Raw genomic sequence first — 17,322 nt, 5'->3', positions numbered from 1 at the left:
CAACAGTTGCATCGATGCGGCCACATTGAGCGGTTTGAAGCGGGCAATGCTGGCCGGGCTCACCACCTCCAGATGGGTGATGCTGTGCAGCAAGCGGTGATCCTGATTGTGGGCCCGGGCATAGGCGATGGCATCGAGGGATTCTCGGACGGCCCGATCGCCGATGGCATGAAAGTGAGCGATAAGTTGATGGGCATCCGCGGTGCGGATCAGCTCGTTAAAACGCTGTTTGTCCAGATCGTCCTTGCCGCTGTAACCGGGACGGTTGAGGTAGGGCTCGCTCAACTTGGCGGTCTGGGATGGATACTCGATGACACCATCTTGCAGGATCTTTATCCCCACCAGTTTCACGTCCGGGGCATCTTGAAACTGCTGTTGCAGCGCCAAGACGTCATCAATGATGGCGGGTGATGCATGTATCCCCACCAGTGCCAGTGCGGATACATGTCCGGTCAGCTTGCCTTCCCGGGAGAGCATGCTGTACGCCGGCAGCAGGCCGGTATCGCGGCGATCCGGCTCGGCGTTGAAGATGGGCGCAAGGGGGCGAATGTTGCTGATAGGGTCCATCCAGGCGGTAATGCCCACCTGATTGAGCTGTTTGGCGGCGGTCATGATGGCCTTGGCAATCGTCTCGTCGCTGACGGGGGGCAGGGCCTTGAGGATGGCATCCCAGCCGCCTTCCGAGGCAAAGCCATTGAGCTTGCCGGATGGGGTGAGGCCAAAAGTGCCTTTCAGCGGAGCATAACGGCCGTCAAGGGAGCCGGCATCAATGCCAGCCTTGCGCAGCATGGCCTGATTGGCCCAACCGGTGTGGGCATCCGAACCGGCAAGCACTACCGGGATCTGCCGGTATTGCGGGCCATTGAACACCTGATCGAGCAGGGGAAGCTGATGCCAGTAGTCGAGGGAGACATTGCTGTATAGCTCTACATCGCCCAGTGTCAGGCGGGGGTCATCCTTGCTGCGGGTCAGAAATTGCTGCACCTGCTCAACCTCACTCATGGCATCGGGAAAGTTAACCGTCATCCCCTGAAAACCGGCAAATGCCGCATGAACATGGCTGTCGATGAGCCCTGGCATCAGGTACTTTCCTTTCAGATCAAGACGCTTGGCATGGTTGCCGAGGCGGGCACTGACCTCCTGATAGCTGCCGACTGCAACTATCTTTTTACCTTCAATGCCGACCGCTTCCGGGTGAGGGTTCGCCGGATCACCACTGTAGATGGTGCCGCCAAAGATCAGCGTCTGGCTCTGTGACTGGGCATTGGCGGCAGCGGGAAGCGTCACCAGCAGGCTGGCGAGAAACAGCGTTTTGATATTCATGGGCATGACTCCGTCGCTTCGGTGCCCGAAGGCACCGAAGTGGGTAAATGGAAATGAGGTATCGGCTTATCGGTTGATCAGCGGGATACAGATATCAAACACGTAATGATCCCGGTCGGGGTCCGTGTCTGCGTGGTATTGCTCGTAACACGGGCGATCGTCGCAGTTCAGCCCTTGGCCCATTACCCAGCGAAATGCCGTCTCCCAGCAGGCGACCAGTTGATCGCCGTGAGCGATAAAGTGACATACCGCATAGGGGCCCGCGGCGATGGTCTGGGTGGTTAACTGGCGCCCTGCGGGGATTTCTGGCCCCAGTTCGATGCAGACGTCAGTACGGCAACGGGTCTCATCGGTGATATCGGGGATATCCCAATAGAGACTCAGGGTACCCGCTGGTGTCATCGCCTCGTCTGAGGCGAACAGCGCGAGCAAATCCCGATGAGCTTGCTCGCAGGTCTCTTTGCCATAGGGGCCCAGGCGGCGCATGTACGCCACGCGCCGGGCGGGCATCTGCCTGACGCTAGCCCCCTGCAACAGACCCGGGTGTTCGGTGACCGGGTGCATGACCAGGCCATCATAGGTGTCAAAGGGAAGGGGATCGTTTCCAATCTTGCTTTTCCAGTTTCCCCCTTGCTGCTGGCGGTATTCCGAAGGGCTCATGGCGAAGTGCAGGCGAAAGGCTTTGGCGAAATTCTGGGAGCTGGAGAACCCGGCGGCCAGTGCGAGGGTGGTGATATCGCTCTGGGGGGAGGCGAGCAAGCGACGGGCAGCGCGCTCCATACGCAGGCGCCGGGTAAATCCGGCAATGGTTTCGCCGACCATCGTCTTGAAAATACGGTGGAAGTGGAAGGTGGAGATGGCCGCCGCCGCTGCGACCTCATCCAGGCTCGGATTGTCATCCAGATGGTGGCTGATGTAGTCCATCGCCTTGAACACGGGTTTGCGATAATCCAGAGCGGACTCCTTGCCAGCCAGCAAAAGTGGGCGTCAGAGTCGGATTTAATCAGAGCCACCTGCCGTTGTCGAACCCGTCCGGCCTGGTCTGGCCACTCATCCGCATCGCGCTTTTAACGCATTGGCACTCTAATTGCTTGTTGCATGCCAGCGTCAATGATTTGTCTGGGGATGGAAAATGGAAATTAGTGCAAGCAGCCTGATGCAAGAGATGCAGGCGCTCAAGATCGAAGCAGGCGCAACGCCGCTGGCACAACCCGGTCGTCAGGTAACCTCCGACTTTGGTCTGCTGCTGCAACAGGCGCTTGGCAACGTCAACGAGCTGCAAGGGGCCGCCAATGATCTGCGCACCCGTTTCGATATGGGCGACAAGTCGGTGGATCTGGCCGAAGTGATGATCGCGGGCCAAAAATCGTCCATCGCCTTTGAAGCCACGGTACAGGTGCGCAACAAGATGGTCGATGCCTACAAGACCATCATGAACATGCCGGTATAAGCGACGCCAATAAACCATGACGACTGAACATCATGAACATGTCAGCAATAAGGACATAAATCGTGGCTACTGACCAAAACGGCGATCTGCTGATAAACGATGAGGGCACCGCCGCCCTCGATGAAAATGAGCAGAAGAGTTCGGCGCTGGGCTTCCTGTCCAACACCGATGTGCTGCGGCAAATCACCCTGATCCTGGGGCTTGCCATCTGTCTGGCCATTGCGGTGTTTATCCTGCTGTGGGGCAAGGAGCCGGATATGCGTCCCCTCGGCACCTACACCACCCAGGAGCTGGTGAAGACTCTCGACTTCCTCGATCAGCAGAAGATCCCCTATGAGGTGGATGGCAAGAGCGTGCTGGTCAACGCCGAAAGCTACCCCACTATCCAGCTGGCCCTGACCCGTGCCGGTCTTGCCAATGCCACCGATAGCAACATCGGTGGCGAAGATATCCTGCTGAAAGATTCCAGTTTCGGCGTCAGCCAGCGGATGGAGAGCGAACGTCTGAAGCTGAGCCGCGAGCGCCAGCTGGCGAGCGCCATCGAGCAGTTCCAGAATGTGGCCAAAGCCCAGGTGCTGCTGGCCATTCCGAAAGATAACGTGTTTGCCCGCAACGAACGCAAACCCAGTGCCACCGTGGTGCTCAACCTGAAAGGGGCTGCGCTGGGGCAGGGGGAGGTGGACTCCATCGTCGATATGGTTGCCTCCGCCGTCCATGGCCTTGAGCCGACCCGCGTCACTGTCACCGATCAGAATGGCCGCCTGCTCAACTCCGGTTCGCAAGACCCGATCTCGGCCCAGACTCGCAAAGAGTTTGCCATGCAGCAGAAGCAGGAGCTGGAGTACAAACAAAAAATTGACGCCATCCTGATCCCGGTGCTGGGGGCCGACAACTATACGGCGGAAGTGGATCTCTCCCTCGACTTCTCCCAGCAGGAGCAGACCCGCAAGACTTACAACCCGGATCTGCCTGCAGTGCGCTCCGAAATGACCATGGAAGAGAACAGCGCCAGTGGCAGCAATGGTGGTGTGCCCGGCGCCCTCTCCAACCAGCCCCCTGCCGCCTCCAATATTCCCGAGGAGGCGACCGGTGGTGATGGTGCCAGCGCTGCCGCTTCGGGCCGTTCCCGCAAAGAGGCGACTCGCAACTTCGAGCTGGATACCACCGTCAGCCATACCCGTCGCCAGATGGGTGGCATTCGCCGCATGACCGTCTCGGTTGCCGTGGATTACAAAGCGGTCCCCGGTGCCGACGGGGCCGTGACTCGTGAGGCGCGCACCCAGGCAGAACTCGATACATTGCGTCGTTTGCTGAGCGGTGGCCTTGGCTTTGATGTGACCCGTGGTGATACCCTTGAGGTGGTCGCGATTCCGTTCAATCGCCCAGAGTTGGATACCGTGGCCGAAGTGCCGCTCTACGATCAGCCCTGGTTCTGGCGTGCGGTGCGGATTGCCGCCTCGGTACTGGTGATCATCGTCTTGATCGTCACAGTGGTTCGCCCCATGCTCAAGCGACTGCTCTACCCTGATGCCAAACCGGAAGGGGAAGTGGATTTCGACAACCACACCGTACTGGGTGGCGACGACGAGTTGAGTCTGCTGTCAGCACAAGTCGAGAGCGATCAGGTATTTGGTGTACGCGATGGCCAGCTGAAACTGCCGGATCTGCACCGTGACGAAGACTTGCTCAAGGCGGTACGTGCGCTGGTGGCGAACGAGCCGGATCTGGCCGCTCAGGTCATTAAAGAATGGGTAACGAACAAAGATGCCTGAAGAAAAGAAAAGTCAAGTCACCGGCAATGACATCACCGACAGTCAGCGCCAGATCCTCGACCAGATGTCGGGGATGGAGATGGCTGCGGTGCTGATGCTCAGCCTCAATGAAGAGGATGCCGCCCAGATCTTCCGTCATCTCGAGCCCAAGCAGGTGCAGCGGCTCGGTATGTCGATGGCCTCCATGTCCGACTTCAGTCACGATCGGGTGGCGGCGGTGCACCGTCAATTCATCGACGATATCCAGAAGTACACCAACATCGGTATCGGCAGCGAAGACTTCGTGCGCAAGGCGTTGGTGGCGGCTCTTGGCGAGGACAAGGCGAGCAATCTGGTGGACCAGATCATTCTCGGTTCCGGCGCCCGCGGCCTCGATTCGCTCAAGTGGATGGATGCCCGTCAGGTGGCCAGCATCATCCAGAACGAACACCCGCAGATCCAGACTATCGTGCTCTCCTATCTGGAGCCGGAGCAATCCGCCGAGATCCTGAGCCAGTTCCCGGAGCAGGTGCGCCTCGATCTGGTGATGCGTATCGCCAACCTCGAAGAGGTACAACCGGCGGCACTGCAAGAGTTGAACGACATCATGGAGAAACAGTTCGCCGGTGCGGCCGGTGCCCAGGCAGCCAAGATGGGCGGCCTGAAGGCAGCCGCCAACATCATGAACTATCTGGATACCAATATCGAAGGCCAGTTGATGGACTCCATCCGCGAGTCGGACGAAGAGATGAGCCAGCAGATCCAGGATTTGATGTTCGTGTTCGAAAACCTCATCGATGTGGACGATCGCGGCATCCAGACCATGCTGCGGGAAGTGCCTGGGGATCTGCTGCAACGCGCCCTCAAGGGCTCCGACGATCAGATGCGCGAGAAAATCTTCAAGAACATGTCCAAACGGGCGGCCGAAATGCTGGCAGACGATCTGGAGGCCATGGGGCCGATCCGGGTCTCCGAAGTGGAAGCGGCCCAGAAAGAGATCCTCTCCATCGCCCGTCGTCTGGCGGATGCTGGCGAAATCATGCTGGGTGCCGGTGGCGGCGAGGAGTTCCTCTAAGCCATGGCCCATAAACAGAATTGCGATGCCAAGCCCGCATCAGGCAGTGGTAAGGAGCCGCGCAAAGCATGAACAACAAACTGCGTGGTTATGTGCGCCCCGACGGCGATGATGCCCGGGTAGAGACCTGGGGCTGGCCCGAGATGGAGGTCGAGGTAGAGGCGGGAGCGCCTACCAATGCTCTTGGCCTGGCCCCTGACTGGTATCAGCAGGAAGAGGAGGTGGTGGAGCCGGAGCCCGAACAGGAGCCGACCCCTAGCATCACCGCCGAAGAGCTTGAAGCGATCCGTCAGGCTGCCTGGGAAGAGGGGATGGCCGAGGGGCGCGAGTCCGGTTATGCCAAGGGGATGGAAGAGGGCAAGCTGGAAGGATTGCAACAGGGCCACTCTGCCGGTCTCGAACAGGGGCGCGAGGAGGGACTGGCCATGGGCCGCGAGCTGGTGGAGCAGGAGATCGCCCACTGGCAGGGGCTCGCCACCCGCCTGGCCAATCCGCTTAACGAGCTGGATCTGGCGGTGGAGCAGCAGTTGGTCTCGCTGGTGATGCAACTGGCCCGCGCGCTGATTCGTCACGAAGCAGAGACCTCCCCCCGCATTCTGCTGGAGGCGCTCAAAGAGGGGCTGGCGTTGCTGCCCGCCGCCGAGCAGGGGGTGACCCTGATGCTGCATCCCGACGATATCGCACGCATCGAGCAGGCATTTGGCGCCGAAGAGTGCGCCAAGCGCCACTGGCGATTGCAGAGCGATCCCACCCTCTCCCCCGGCGATCTGCAACTGGCGACCGAGCTCTCCAGCATCGATTTGACCCTCTCCGGGCGCATCGATCAGCTGCTGCGCAACTTCTTGCGGGACAATGCGTCGCAGAACCCGGCTTCGCAGGACGCACGCCCATAACCGATGCCGGACGTTGCTGTCCGGTTGCACTTTTTAGCTCTCAGGAGGCCAGATGAGCGGCTCGCTACTGAACCGGTTGCAAGGGTACAAGGTACGCGACAGCGCCCCCAAACCACCGGTTGCCGGCAAATTGACCCGGGTGGTGGGGCTGACCCTCGAAGCTATCGGTTGCCGCGCCGCCATCGGTGCGCTCTGCCGCATCGATACCCAGGACGGCATGCTGGAAGCAGAAGTAGTGGGTTTCTCCGGCGATCGCCTGTTTCTGATGCCGAGCGAACAGCTCAAGGGGGTGATCCCCGGTGCCCGGGTGGTGCCCATCACCGAAGAGCACGGCATTCCGGTTGGCATGAACCTGCTTGGCCGGGTCATCGACGGCATCGGTCAGCCACTCGATGGCCTCGGCCCCATTCTCTCCTCCCAGACCGTGCAGTTTGCCCAGCACCGCATCAACCCGCTCTCTCGCCGCCCGATCCATCAGCCGATGGATGTGGGGGTGCGCGCCATCAATGCCGTGCTGACGGTCGGTCAGGGCCAGCGGATGGGGCTGTTTGCCGGTTCCGGTGTCGGTAAATCGGTGCTGCTGGGCATGATGACCCGCGGCTCGGTGGCAGATGTAGTGGTGGTCGGCCTCATCGGTGAACGGGGCCGGGAAGTGAAAGAGTTTATTGAAGACATTCTGGGAGAGGAGGGGCGTGCCCGCTCCGTGGTGGTGGCGGCTCCCGCCGATGCCTCGCCGCTGATGCGGCTAAAGGGGTGTGAAACGGCGCTGGCCATCGCCGAGTATTTCCGCGATCAGGGGCTCAACGTGCTGCTCTTGATGGATTCACTGACCCGTTATGCCCAGGCCCAGCGTGAGATCGCGCTGGCGGTGGGCGAGCCGCCAGCGACCAAGGGTTATCCACCCTCGGTATTTGCCAAATTACCGGCGCTGGTGGAGCGGGCGGGTAACGGCAGTGACGGCCAGGGCTCCATCACCGCCTTCTTCACCGTCCTGACCGAGGGGGATGACCTGCAAGATCCCATTGCCGATGCGGCGCGGGCGATCCTCGATGGCCATATAGTGCTGTCGCGCGAGCTGGCCGATGCGGGCCACTATCCGGCTATCGATATCGAGAAGTCCATCAGCCGGGTCATGCCCATGGTGACCTCGCCGGAACATATGGATCTGGCGCGCACCCTCAAGCAGTTCTACTCCCTCTATCAGCAGAACCGGGATCTCATCACCATCGGCGCCTACAGTCAGGGTTCCGATCCGCGCATTGACCGCGCCATCATTCAAAAACCCTATCTGGATCAGTTCTTGCAGCAGGGGATGCGCGAGGTCATTCACTACGATGATGGCCTGCAAGCCTTGCAGATGGTGGCGATGCCATTGATGCGCTGATGATGGTCGGTAACAGAGAGGTCGACGATGAGTAAAGGGTTGGTATTGTTGGCCGATCGGCTGGTGGAGGCGGAGCAGCAGTGTGCGCTGGCGCTGGTGAAGGCGCAGCAGGATCTCAAGCTGTTCATGGATCAGCAAAATGCCCTCAACCAGTACCGCCAGATCTATCACCAGCAGTGGACCGATCGCGGCCTGCAGGGGATTTCGCCCCAGCAAAATACCCAGTATCACGCCTTTATCAACAAGCTCGAACAGGCAGCGACCCAGCAGTACGAAGGGGTGTTGCAGGTGCGTCAGGCGCTGGAACAGCGCCGTGAAGAGTGGCTGGCGGCCCAGCAGCGGCGCAAAGCGGTAGAGCTGTTACTGGAGAAGCAAGCGAGCCGCGAGCAGCAGAAAGCCCAGCGTCAGGAGCAGAAGATGCTGGATGAGTACGCCATGTTGCGACGCTTTCATCAATCTGGCCTGTAACTTGCTTTGATATGGGCATTGTCGGCGGCCATCTCTTTGGGGGCCACCAGAATTCAGGGATCCCATCATGATGCAGACACTGTTGACACAAACGCCTTCGGCTCCGGCCAACGGGTTGGACAAAGCGCCTCTGAGCGGTTCCGTCGAGAGCAAAAGTATCGATGGGGGAACCGGTAGCGACAGCAAGGGTGATTTCGCCACCCTGATTGCCAAGGCCCGGAACAGCGAACAGGGCGCCGCCGAGGCCACTCAGGGCGGTAACCATATCCGATCAGCCAAATCTTTGGCGACCGAGAGCGCCTCCCCCAAAGAGGAGACCAGCAAGGAGCAGGCTCCTGACGCCGACAACAAGGTGGAGGAGGTCCCTGCCACCGACTTTCTGCTGCGCCTGCAAGACTCCCTCAAGCTCGATACCTCGCTAGTGACACCCCAGCTGGCGGTGGCGGCCCAACAGAGCACCACTGCGGTAGACGGCAATCCGTTGCCGCAAGAGGGTGAGCTCGAGGGGATTGCGCTTGATGAAGGCGAGCAGACTCCTGCCGCTGCCAGAATTGCCCAACAGCTTGCAGGTCAGACCGGGGCACAGTCGCCGCTGGCGACGACCGTCAACTCGACTCTTGATACCACCGTATTGTCCTCAGCGGCGCGAGTGGTGGCACAGGGTGATGCCTCTGCTGCCGTTCTCTCCTCTGAAGGTGAAGATGCCGCCACTACTGCGGATGGGCAGTCCGGGGAGAAAGCCTTTGCCAAGGGCGAAACCCTCGGAGCAGATGGCAAGCAGACCAAGCCCCTCACGGGGGCAGAGCGAATGGCCCAGCTGGCCAAGGTGCTGCCGGTCGATGAGTCGCCAAGCACCGCCAAGTCCGTAGAGTTACTCGCTGCAAAAGAGGCTGGCGACAGCAAATCCGATCTCGCCGCCAGTAATGTTTTGACTAACAAGGGGCAGGCGACGCAAGCCACGACTCAGGGGACCGCCCTCAAGGCCTTCAGTGAGGGGCTCAAGCAGCCTGAAGCTGGCGCTGCAACCACCTCAGCAACTGCGGATGGAAGTGGGGTAGCTGGCAAGGGGGCAGAAAAGGGGGCCGCCGAGGGTAGCCAGCAGCAAGCCACCACCGCTAATCAAAGTTCGGCGCCCGTGAGGACGGCGCAAAGTGCCGCAGAAAGTGCCGCAGCCCAGAGCAGAGTGACGGCAAATGCGACTGCTCAGAGTGATAGTGCTGCCGCCCCCGTAATGGTGGCGCCGCAGCAGGTGTTGGCACAGGCTGAATCTCAGGGGCCGCAAGCGCCGTTGTCGACTATTTCAGCCGGCATCAAGCAGATGGAAGTGACGGGCACCGACGAGGTGCGCAAAGCGGTGTCGCTTGAGGTAAAACCGAAGGCCGGTGAGGCGGAGAAGAGCCTGGTTGCGACGACATCTAGCAGTGAAAGCAGCCCGAGCCAGACCGTTCAGCATGGCCAGAACAGCCAGACTCAGCCACAGGTAGCCGATAGCCGGGCGCCCGCCGCTGAGACGACGCTGCGCCGTGAGCCGCAGAATTTACCCCATTTGAAACTGGCCAGTCAGGAAGCACCTGCCGAATTGCACCAGAAGGTCAATGTGATGCTGGCCGAAAAACTGCAACAGGCGGAAATTCAGCTCGACCCCCTCGGCCTTGGCAAGATGAAGATCCAGATCCAGATGGGGGCCGACAGCCAGGCAAACGTCCATTTTGTGGTACAACATGGACAGACCCGCGAGATGCTGGAGCAGGCGATGCCCCGGCTACGTGACATGCTGGCAGGGCAGGGGATCCAGCTTGGTCAGACGCAGGTGCAGCAGCAGTCGCAGCAACAGCAGCAACAGGGCCAGCCCACCTTTAACGGGCAGGGTCAGCAAGGTCAGAGTAGTGGTCAGCCGCGGTCCGGTAACGGGCTGGTTGAAGGGGAACTCACCACTTCCAACCCCAGTTTGCTGGTGGAATCGACAAACGGTTCCGGAATTGATTTCTATGCTTGATGCAATCCCGAGTAAGTTTATGATATCGAACAAGTTTGAGACTAGGGTGGACAAGGGATGGCTGACGATAACGAGTTGACGCTAAAAGACCCGGCTGCGGGCAAGAAAAAGAAGCTGATCATTATCATTGCCCTGGCGGTAATTTTGCTGGGCGGTGGTGGTGCTGGCGCCTTCCTGATGCTCTCCGGCTCCGATAAACCGCCCGCTGAAGCGGCGGAAGGTGCCGAGGCCACACCCAAGGAGGAAGCGCCTAAACCTTCCCTCTATGTCGGTATGCCGCGCCCATTTGTCTTCAACGTCGCAGGTGCCCAGCGAGATCGACTGGTGCAGATCAAGATCCAGCTGATGGTGCGCGGTACCGCCGACGAGACGCTGGCCAAACAGAATATCCCCCTGATTGAAGGCACCTTGCTGCGGGTATTCAACGCAGCCAGTGCCGAACAGCTGATGACCTTTGAAGGCAAGGAGAAGCTGCGCAAGGATTCACTGGAAGAGTGCCGTCGGGTGCTCAAGGACCTGGTCTCTTCCCCCGTTATCGAACAAGTGCTGTTTACCGGCTTTGTAATGCAGTAGGTGAAGCGTGAGCGATCTGTTAAGTCAGGACGAAATTGATGCCCTCTTGCACGGTGTCGATGATGTCGAAGAGGAAGAGATAGGCGGCGCTGGAGACCCCGGCGTAGCCCAGTTTGACTTCTCCTCCCAGGACCGCATCGTCCGTGGTCGCATGCCGACGCTGGAGCTGGTGAATGAACGTTTCGCCCGCCATATGCGGATCAGCCTGTTCAACATGATGCGTCGTACCGCCGAGGTCTCTATCAACGGGGTGCAGATGCTCAAGTTTGGCGAGTATGTTCATACCCTGTTTGTGCCGACCAGTCTCAACATGGTGCGGTTCCGCCCACTCAAGGGGACGGCACTCATCACCATGGAGGCCCGACTGGTCTTCATCCTGGTGGAGAACTTCTTCGGTGGCGATGGCCGTTATCACGCCAAGATTGAAGGGCGCGAATTTACCCCGACCGAACGGCGCATTATCCAGATGCTGCTCAAACTGGTGTTTGAGGATTACAAGGATGCCTGGGCGCCGGTGATGGATGTGGGGTTCGAGTATCTCGACTCCGAAGTGAACCCGGCGATGGCCAACATCGTCAGCCCAACCGAGGTGATCGTGGTCAGCTCGTTCCACATCGAGCTCGATGGTGGCGGCGGCGACTTCCACGTGGCGATGCCTTACTCCATGCTGGAACCGATCCGCGAGCTGCTGGACGCCGGTGTGCAGAGTGACAAGGGGGATACCGACGTACGCTGGAGCAAGGCGCTGCGTGACGAGATCATGGACGTCAAGGTGGAGCTGCGCGCCAAGCTGCTGGAGACCGAACTCACTTTGCGTGAGCTGATGGAGCTGCGACCCGGCGATATCATTCCGGTCGATATGCCGGAAAATTTGCTGGTTTTTGTCGAGGACTTGCCCACTTTCCACGCCAAGATGGGCCGCACCAAGGATAATGTGGCGCTCAAGATCACCGACAAGCTCAAACGTCCGGAAGGGGTCAAGACGGAGATGCATCTGGTGACCCGGGGCGGGGTACGAATTGATGGCGAGGCCGAGCTGGAAGAGCTCGAGCGCAGTATCGAAGATCAACAGCGATAATTGACGGTTTATTACGGTAAACGGTCACGAAGTAGCATAAGGAAACAAGATGAGCGGAACTGAGGAAGAGGATCTGATGGCTGATGCCTGGGCTGCGGCTCTGGAGGAGCAGGTGACGGCGGAAGCCAAGCCAGCCCCGCTGGAAGAGTTGAAAGATGATGCCCCCATCAGTGCCGAGGAGCGTCGCAAGCTCGACACCATTCTCGATATTCCGGTCACTATCGCCATGGAGGTGGGCCGCAGCCAGATCAGCATCCGCAACCTGTTGCAGCTGAACCAGGGCTCGGTGGTGGAGCTTGATCGTGTTGCAGGCGAGCCGCTGGATGTATTGGTCAACGGTACCCTGATCGCTCACGGCGAGGTGGTGGTGGTGAACGACAAGTTCGGTATCCGCCTGACTGACGTCATCAGCCAGATTGAACGGATCAAGAAGCTCAAATGATGCGCCTCCTGTTGTTATTGCTGCCTGTTCCGGTCTTTGCCGAGACAGCGGCATCTGCCAACGTGCCTAGTCTGAGCTCCTGGTTGCTCTCCAGTCTGATGGTGATTGGCCTCATTCTGGTGCTGGGCTTTCTGCTCAAGAAGAGCAAGCTGGCGACCGCCATGGGGGGCGGCCAGATGCGGGTCATCGCCTCGTTGCCGGTGGGTTACAAAGAGAAGCTGCTGGTGGTCAAGGTGGGCGAACAGCAACTGCTGGTCGGCGTAACACCGCAGCAGGTCAATTTTCTCTACCGGCTGGAGGAGCCGCTGGATGAAAACCAGCCTCAGGCGTTTTCCCAGCAGCTTGGCAAATTGATGGGCAAGCATGAAAAAAGCTAACGGCTTATGGCTGAAAACGGGGCTGCTGGTCAGCCTGCTGATACCACTGTTTTGCTCCTGGCCTGCGCTGGCACAGGACGCCATGTCGGCGGTGACCGTCAAGACCATGGGGGATGGCTCTCAGGAGTACAGCCTGACCCTGCAAGTGCTGGCGCTGATGACCGCGCTCTCCTTCTTGCCGGCCATGGTGATCATGATGACCTCGTTTACCCGCATCATTGTGGTGTTGGGTATCTTGCGCCAGGCGATCGGTTTGCAACAGAGCCCTTCCAACCAGGTGTTGATCGGCATAGCCCTGTTCATGTCGTTCTTCATCATGTCGCCGGTGCTGGATCGCATCAATGATGAGGCGTTGCAGCCCTATCTGGCCGAGACCATTCAGGCAAAGGAGGCGCTGGAGCGGGCCGAGTTGCCCATCCACCAGTTCATGCTGGCCCAGACCCGGATCAAGGATCTCAACACCTTTATGGAGATCGCCAACGTGCAGGTGGAGAAACCGGCCGATGTGCCGCTACGGGTGCTGATCCCGGCCTTTGTCACCAGCGAGCTGAAAACCGCCTTCCAGATTGGTTTTATGCTGTTCTTGCCGTTCCTGGTCATCGATCTGGTGGTGGCCAGTATCCTGATGGCGATGGGGATGATGATGCTCTCGCCGATGATCGTCTCGCTGCCCTTCAAGCTGATGCTGTTTGTGATGGTGGATGGCTGGAACCTCATTCTGGGGTCGCTGGCCAACAGTTTCGGACTGGGTGCCGGTTAGCCGGTCGAGCGCAAGGAGCCCGAACATGAGTCCTGAAACCTTTGTCGACGTCTTTCGTGAGGCGCTCTGGTTGGTCAATATCATGGTCAGCGCCGTGATCCTGCCCAGCCTCGCTATCGGCTTGGTGGTAGCCATTTTTCAGGCGGCCACCTCCATCAACGAACAGACCCTGAGCTTTCTGCCCCGTCTTATCGTGACCCTGCTGGCCCTGGGAATTGGTGCTCACTGGGGAATGCAGAGTCTGATGGACTTTTTCATACTGATGGTCAATCAAATCCCCGAGGTGGTGGGATGACCTACACAACCGCTCTGATCATGGAGTGGTTGTCTTCAATCCTCTGGCCGCTGGCGCGGGTGAGCAGTCTGCTGATGGTGATGGCGGTGTTCGGCAGCCGTCTCGCTCCTGCGCGGGTACGGATGGGGCTGGCTTTGGCCATCACCTTTCTGATTGCCCCGCTGCTTCCGAAAATGCCTCCTATCGAGCTCTTCTCTGCCGGCAGTTTTTTGGTATTGGGCCAGCAGCTGTTGATCGGTATTGCCCTCGGCCTGATGACCCAGTTTCTGATGGAGAGTTTCGTGATGGCCGGCCAGGTCATCGCCATGCAGACCAGCCTGGGTTTTGCCACCTTGGTGGACCCGATGAATGGCCAGTCGGCACCCGTGGTGGGTCAGTTTTATCTGATGTTGGCGACCCTGGTGTTTCTGGCGCTGGATGGTCATCTGGTGATGCTGCGGCTGGTCATTCTTAGTTTCGAGACACTGCCTGTCTCCGAGCACGGCCTCTCGGTTTCATCCATGAAAACCCTGAGTGCGTTTCTGGGTGTGATGTATCAGGCTGCTTTGGTTATGTCGCTCTCAGCCATCGTCGCTTTGCTCCTAATCAACTTCGCCTTTGGTGTCATGACCCGGGCGGCGCCGCAACTCAACATTTTCAGTATCGGTTTTGCGGTCAGCATGATGTCGGGTCTGCTCATCCTCTGGCTCACTATCGGCGGGTTCCTCGGCCACTTCGACATCATGTGGGAGCGGGTGCAGGAGGTCAGCTGCGAGCTGATCAACACCCAGTGCTTCGGGGGCGCTCATGGCTGATACCGACCAGGAACGTACCGAACAACCCACGGGCAAACGACTGCAACAGGCCCGTGAAAAAGGGCAGATTGCACGTTCAAAAGAGCTGGGGACCGCCAGCGTTCTGCTCTCGGCGGTCTTTGGCCTGTTGATGCTCAAGGGCTCGCTGGCGACCGCCATGGTCAAGGTTGTCACCATGGGCTTTACCCTGGACCGGGAGCAGGCGTTCGATCCCAATGCCATGATCGCCATGCTGCCGGCGCTGCTGGGGGAACTGGTTCTTCCGCTGGGGCTGTTGTTCGCGCTGTTGGCGATTGCCGCCTTTATCGGCAACACCCTGATGGGGGGGATGAACTTCTCCACCGAAGCCATGATGCCCAAGATGAGCAAGTTGAGTCCACTTAGCGGCCTCAAGCGAATGTTCGGGGTGCAGTCGCTGATTGAGCTGGTCAAATCCATCGCCAAGGTGGTGTTCATCACCCTGTTTGCCTGGTGGATGTTATCCAGTCAGTTTAATCATCTGCTCAACCTCTCCATGGAGGGATTTCCCGGCGGCATTATCGATGCGCTGGAGTTGTTTCTCTGGATGTTGATCATCCTCTGCTGCGCCCTGCTTCCCATCGTTGCCATCGACGTGCCGTTCCAGCAGTGGAACCACATGCGTCAGCTCAAGATGACCAAACAGGAGGTCAAGGACGAGTTCAAGGATAGCGAAGGCAAGCCAGAGGTAAAGGGCAAGATCCGTCAGCTGCAGATGCAGATGGCGATGCGCCGGATGATGGGGGATGTGCCCAAGGCCGATGTGGTGATCACCAACCCGACCCACTACTCGGTAGCGCTCAAGTATGATGCGGGCAAACCCGGTGCCGCGCCCAAGGTCGTGGCCAAGGGCACAGATGAAATTGCAATGAAGATCAGGGAGATCGCCAGAGAGTACGAGATCCCCATCATGCCGTCACCGGCTTTGACCCGGGCTATTTACCACTCAACCGAGCTGGGCCACGAGATCCCGGAAGGGCTGTTTGCGGCGGTTGCCCAGGTGCTCGCCTATGTCTTCCAGCTCAAGAAATTCCGCCGTGGTCAGGGTCGCCGTCCCCAGCCGCTGGCTAAAGATCTGCCCATTCCGACCGAATATCGAAAATGACAAAGTTCTGACGTAGTCAAAATAAATCCATTGCATTTCAATGTCTTGTATTGTTGGCTTGATGTTTGCTTTAATCTGGCACCAGCAGGTTGAAATTGAGAAGCGCGATGGAATTCAAGGCAGTATTGGGCCAGTTCAAAGAGTACCGGGGAGTATTGGGCAAAGGCCTTGGCACCCCTCTGCTGGTATTGGCCGCGCTAGGCATGGTGGTGTTGCCCATCCCGCCGTTGATGCTGGATGTGCTCTTCTCCTTTAACATTGCCCTCTCCATCGTGGTGCTGCTGGTATCCGTCTATACCCGGCGCCCCCTCGAATTTGCTGCCTTCCCGACCGTATTGCTGCTCGCTACCTTGCTGCGGTTGGCGTTGAACGTCGCCTCGACCCGGGTGGTGTTGCTGGAAGGTCACAATGGTAGTGCGGCGGCCGGCCATGTGATCGAGGCGTTCGGTAACGTGGTGATCGGCGGCAACTATGCGGTCGGCATCATCGTTTTCACCATCCTGATGATCATCAACTTTGTGGTCATTACCAAGGGTGCCGGGCGGATCGCGGAAGTGAGTGCCCGTTTTACGCTTGATGCGATGCCGGGCAAACAGATGGCCATCGATGCCGATTTGAACGCCGGTCTCATCAATCAGGAAGAGGCGAAGAAGCGTCGTCAGGATGTAACCCAGGAAGCTGACTTCTACGGCTCCATGGATGGTGCCTCCAAGTTTGTCAAAGGGGATGCCATTGCGGGCATCATGATCCTCTTTATCAACATCATCGGCGGCTTCATCATCGGGATGATGCAGCACCAGCTGACCTTCAGCGAATCGGCCGAGATCTATACCCTGTTGGCCATCGGTGACGGTCTGGTGGCGCAGATCCCCTCCCTGCTGCTCTCCATCGCCGCCGCCATCATAGTGACCCGTCAGAATACCGATCAGGACATGGGTACCGCAGTACTAGGCCAGCTGTTTGACAATCCCAAGGCGCTGATCATCTCGGCCGGGATTCTGCTGATGATGGGGCTGGTGCCGGGGATGCCGCATTTCGCCTTCCTGAGTCTGGGGGCTCTTGCCGCCGCCGGCGCTTGGTGGTTGCTGCGCCGCGAGAAACTGGCGGCCGCCAAAGCGGCCAAGGGCGAGCTGCTGCCTGCCACTGCCGAACAACCTCATGAGCAGAAAGAGCTGAGCTGGGACGATGTGATGCCGGTGGACATCATCGGGCTTGAAGTGGGTTATCAGCTGATCCCGCTGGTGGATCGCAATCAGGGTGGCGAACTGCTCAACCGGATCAAAGGGGTGCGCAAGAAACTCTCGCAAGAGCTGGGCTTTCTGGTCCCTGCCGTCCACATTCGCGACAACCTGGATCTGGCGCCAAACCAATACCGCATCACCTTGATGGGGGTCAGTACCGGCGAGGCCAATGTCTACCATGATAAGGAGATGGCCATCAATCCGGGGCAGGTGTTCGGTCAGATCCAGGGGATAGCCACCCGGGATCCCGCCTTCGGACTGGAAGCGGTCTGGGTTGCCAAGGAGATGGTCTCTCAGGC

General features: G+C 59.1%; 18 protein-coding genes. 16 read left to right on the top strand and 2 right to left on the bottom strand.

Features of this window, described 5'->3' with window-relative positions:
* Both AACS18_RS13545 and AACS18_RS13540 read right to left on the bottom strand, forming a co-directional pair.
* On the bottom strand, positions 1-1,323 hold a 1,323-nt coding region (locus AACS18_RS13545; protein ID WP_108612486.1), incomplete at its 3' end, for an amidohydrolase.
* A gap of 66 nt (positions 1,324-1,389) precedes the next feature.
* On the bottom strand, positions 1,390-2,301 hold the full coding sequence (locus AACS18_RS13540) for an AraC family transcriptional regulator (protein WP_181363281.1): 912 nt from the start codon (positions 2,299-2,301) through the stop codon (positions 1,390-1,392).
* A gap of 154 nt (positions 2,302-2,455) precedes the next feature.
* Between AACS18_RS13540 and fliE the strand changes: the two genes are divergently transcribed.
* The 16 genes from fliE to AACS18_RS13460 all read left to right on the top strand — a co-directional run.
* On the top strand, positions 2,456-2,773 hold the full coding sequence (gene fliE / locus AACS18_RS13535) for a flagellar hook-basal body complex protein FliE (protein ID WP_005353687.1): 318 nt from the start codon (positions 2,456-2,458) through the stop codon (positions 2,771-2,773).
* A 62-nt stretch (positions 2,774-2,835) separates the two neighbouring features.
* Positions 2,836-4,545 (top strand): flagellar basal-body MS-ring/collar protein FliF, encoded by a 1,710-nt coding sequence (fliF, locus tag AACS18_RS13530; protein ID WP_180342942.1) that lies wholly within the window; start codon positions 2,836-2,838, stop codon positions 4,543-4,545.
* Positions 4,538-5,599, top strand: a complete 1,062-nt coding sequence (gene fliG / locus AACS18_RS13525; RefSeq protein WP_005334749.1) for a flagellar motor switch protein FliG — start codon at positions 4,538-4,540, stop codon at positions 5,597-5,599. The genes fliF and fliG overlap by 8 nt, the downstream gene beginning before the upstream one ends.
* Positions 5,600-5,667: 68 nt before the next feature.
* Positions 5,668-6,492 (top strand): flagellar assembly protein FliH, encoded by an 825-nt coding sequence (gene fliH / locus AACS18_RS13520; protein ID WP_108612485.1) that lies wholly within the window; start codon positions 5,668-5,670, stop codon positions 6,490-6,492.
* A 52-nt stretch (positions 6,493-6,544) separates the two neighbouring features.
* On the top strand, positions 6,545-7,876 hold the full coding sequence (gene fliI, locus AACS18_RS13515) for a flagellar protein export ATPase FliI (protein ID WP_042060547.1): 1,332 nt from the start codon (positions 6,545-6,547) through the stop codon (positions 7,874-7,876).
* A 27-nt stretch (positions 7,877-7,903) separates the two neighbouring features.
* The gene (fliJ, locus tag AACS18_RS13510) at positions 7,904-8,344 is read left to right on the top strand and encodes a flagellar export protein FliJ (protein ID WP_005334746.1); all 441 of its coding nucleotides are present in this window, start codon (positions 7,904-7,906) and stop codon (positions 8,342-8,344) included.
* A gap of 67 nt (positions 8,345-8,411) precedes the next feature.
* The gene (locus tag AACS18_RS13505; RefSeq protein WP_108612484.1) at positions 8,412-10,340 is read left to right on the top strand and encodes a flagellar hook-length control protein FliK; all 1,929 of its coding nucleotides are present in this window, start codon (positions 8,412-8,414) and stop codon (positions 10,338-10,340) included.
* Between the two features lie 57 nt (positions 10,341-10,397).
* Positions 10,398-10,913 carry a flagellar basal body-associated protein FliL gene (fliL, locus tag AACS18_RS13500; RefSeq protein ID WP_108612483.1) on the top strand — a complete coding sequence of 172 codons (516 nt, stop codon included), beginning with the start codon at positions 10,398-10,400 and terminating at the stop codon, positions 10,911-10,913.
* 7 nt (positions 10,914-10,920) lie between these two features.
* Positions 10,921-11,991 carry a flagellar motor switch protein FliM gene (gene fliM, locus AACS18_RS13495; protein WP_005334736.1) on the top strand — a complete coding sequence of 357 codons (1,071 nt, stop codon included), beginning with the start codon at positions 10,921-10,923 and terminating at the stop codon, positions 11,989-11,991.
* Between the two features lie 49 nt (positions 11,992-12,040).
* A complete protein-coding gene (fliN, locus tag AACS18_RS13490; protein WP_005298791.1) occupies positions 12,041-12,433 on the top strand; it encodes a flagellar motor switch protein FliN in 393 nt (130 codons plus the stop codon).
* Entirely contained in the window at positions 12,430-12,810 is a 381-nt protein-coding gene (fliO, locus tag AACS18_RS13485) for a flagellar biosynthetic protein FliO (protein WP_005353678.1), read from the top strand. The genes fliN and fliO overlap by 4 nt, the downstream gene beginning before the upstream one ends.
* Positions 12,797-13,570: a flagellar type III secretion system pore protein FliP gene (gene fliP / locus AACS18_RS13480; RefSeq protein WP_005334729.1), complete on the top strand. Its 774-nt coding sequence runs from the start codon at positions 12,797-12,799 to the stop codon at positions 13,568-13,570. Before fliO ends, fliP begins: the two co-directional genes overlap by 14 nt.
* Positions 13,571-13,595: 25 nt before the next feature.
* Complete coding sequence (gene fliQ / locus AACS18_RS13475; RefSeq protein ID WP_005334727.1) at positions 13,596-13,865, top strand: flagellar biosynthesis protein FliQ; 270 nt, start codon at positions 13,596-13,598, stop codon at positions 13,863-13,865.
* The gene (gene fliR, locus AACS18_RS13470; protein ID WP_005353677.1) at positions 13,862-14,659 is read left to right on the top strand and encodes a flagellar biosynthetic protein FliR; all 798 of its coding nucleotides are present in this window, start codon (positions 13,862-13,864) and stop codon (positions 14,657-14,659) included. The genes fliQ and fliR overlap by 4 nt, the downstream gene beginning before the upstream one ends.
* On the top strand, positions 14,652-15,782 hold the full coding sequence (gene flhB, locus AACS18_RS13465; protein WP_108612482.1) for a flagellar biosynthesis protein FlhB: 1,131 nt from the start codon (positions 14,652-14,654) through the stop codon (positions 15,780-15,782). Before fliR ends, flhB begins: the two co-directional genes overlap by 8 nt.
* A 107-nt stretch (positions 15,783-15,889) precedes the next feature.
* On the top strand, positions 15,890-17,322 hold a 1,433-nt coding region (locus AACS18_RS13460; RefSeq protein WP_108612481.1), incomplete at its 3' end, for a flagellar biosynthesis protein FlhA.

Source organism: Aeromonas sp. HMWF015, assembly GCF_963878965.1.
In the GTDB taxonomy this organism is placed as follows: domain Bacteria; phylum Pseudomonadota; class Gammaproteobacteria; order Enterobacterales; family Aeromonadaceae; genus Aeromonas; species Aeromonas veronii.
This window is presented reverse-complemented; position numbering and strand designations above follow the sequence as displayed.

What these genes read in the sequence shown, in the direction of transcription:
- fliE (WP_005353687.1), top strand. Translation starts at nt 2,456, where the DNA reads ATGGAAATTAGTGCAAGCAGCCTGATGCAAGAGATGCAGGCGCTCAAG.
- fliG (WP_005334749.1), top strand. Translation starts at nt 4,538, where the DNA reads ATGCCTGAAGAAAAGAAAAGTCAAGTCACCGGCAATGACATCACCGAC.
- fliH (WP_108612485.1), top strand. Translation starts at nt 5,668, where the DNA reads ATGAACAACAAACTGCGTGGTTATGTGCGCCCCGACGGCGATGATGCC.
- fliI (WP_042060547.1), top strand. Translation starts at nt 6,545, where the DNA reads ATGAGCGGCTCGCTACTGAACCGGTTGCAAGGGTACAAGGTACGCGAC.
- fliJ (WP_005334746.1), top strand. Translation starts at nt 7,904, where the DNA reads ATGAGTAAAGGGTTGGTATTGTTGGCCGATCGGCTGGTGGAGGCGGAG.
- AACS18_RS13505 (WP_108612484.1), top strand. Translation starts at nt 8,412, where the DNA reads ATGATGCAGACACTGTTGACACAAACGCCTTCGGCTCCGGCCAACGGG.
- fliL (WP_108612483.1), top strand. Translation starts at nt 10,398, where the DNA reads ATGGCTGACGATAACGAGTTGACGCTAAAAGACCCGGCTGCGGGCAAG.
- fliN (WP_005298791.1), top strand. Translation starts at nt 12,041, where the DNA reads ATGAGCGGAACTGAGGAAGAGGATCTGATGGCTGATGCCTGGGCTGCG.
- fliO (WP_005353678.1), top strand. Translation starts at nt 12,430, where the DNA reads ATGATGCGCCTCCTGTTGTTATTGCTGCCTGTTCCGGTCTTTGCCGAG.
- fliP (WP_005334729.1), top strand. Translation starts at nt 12,797, where the DNA reads ATGAAAAAAGCTAACGGCTTATGGCTGAAAACGGGGCTGCTGGTCAGC.
- fliQ (WP_005334727.1), top strand. Translation starts at nt 13,596, where the DNA reads ATGAGTCCTGAAACCTTTGTCGACGTCTTTCGTGAGGCGCTCTGGTTG.
- fliR (WP_005353677.1), top strand. Translation starts at nt 13,862, where the DNA reads ATGACCTACACAACCGCTCTGATCATGGAGTGGTTGTCTTCAATCCTC.
- flhB (WP_108612482.1), top strand. Translation starts at nt 14,652, where the DNA reads ATGGCTGATACCGACCAGGAACGTACCGAACAACCCACGGGCAAACGA.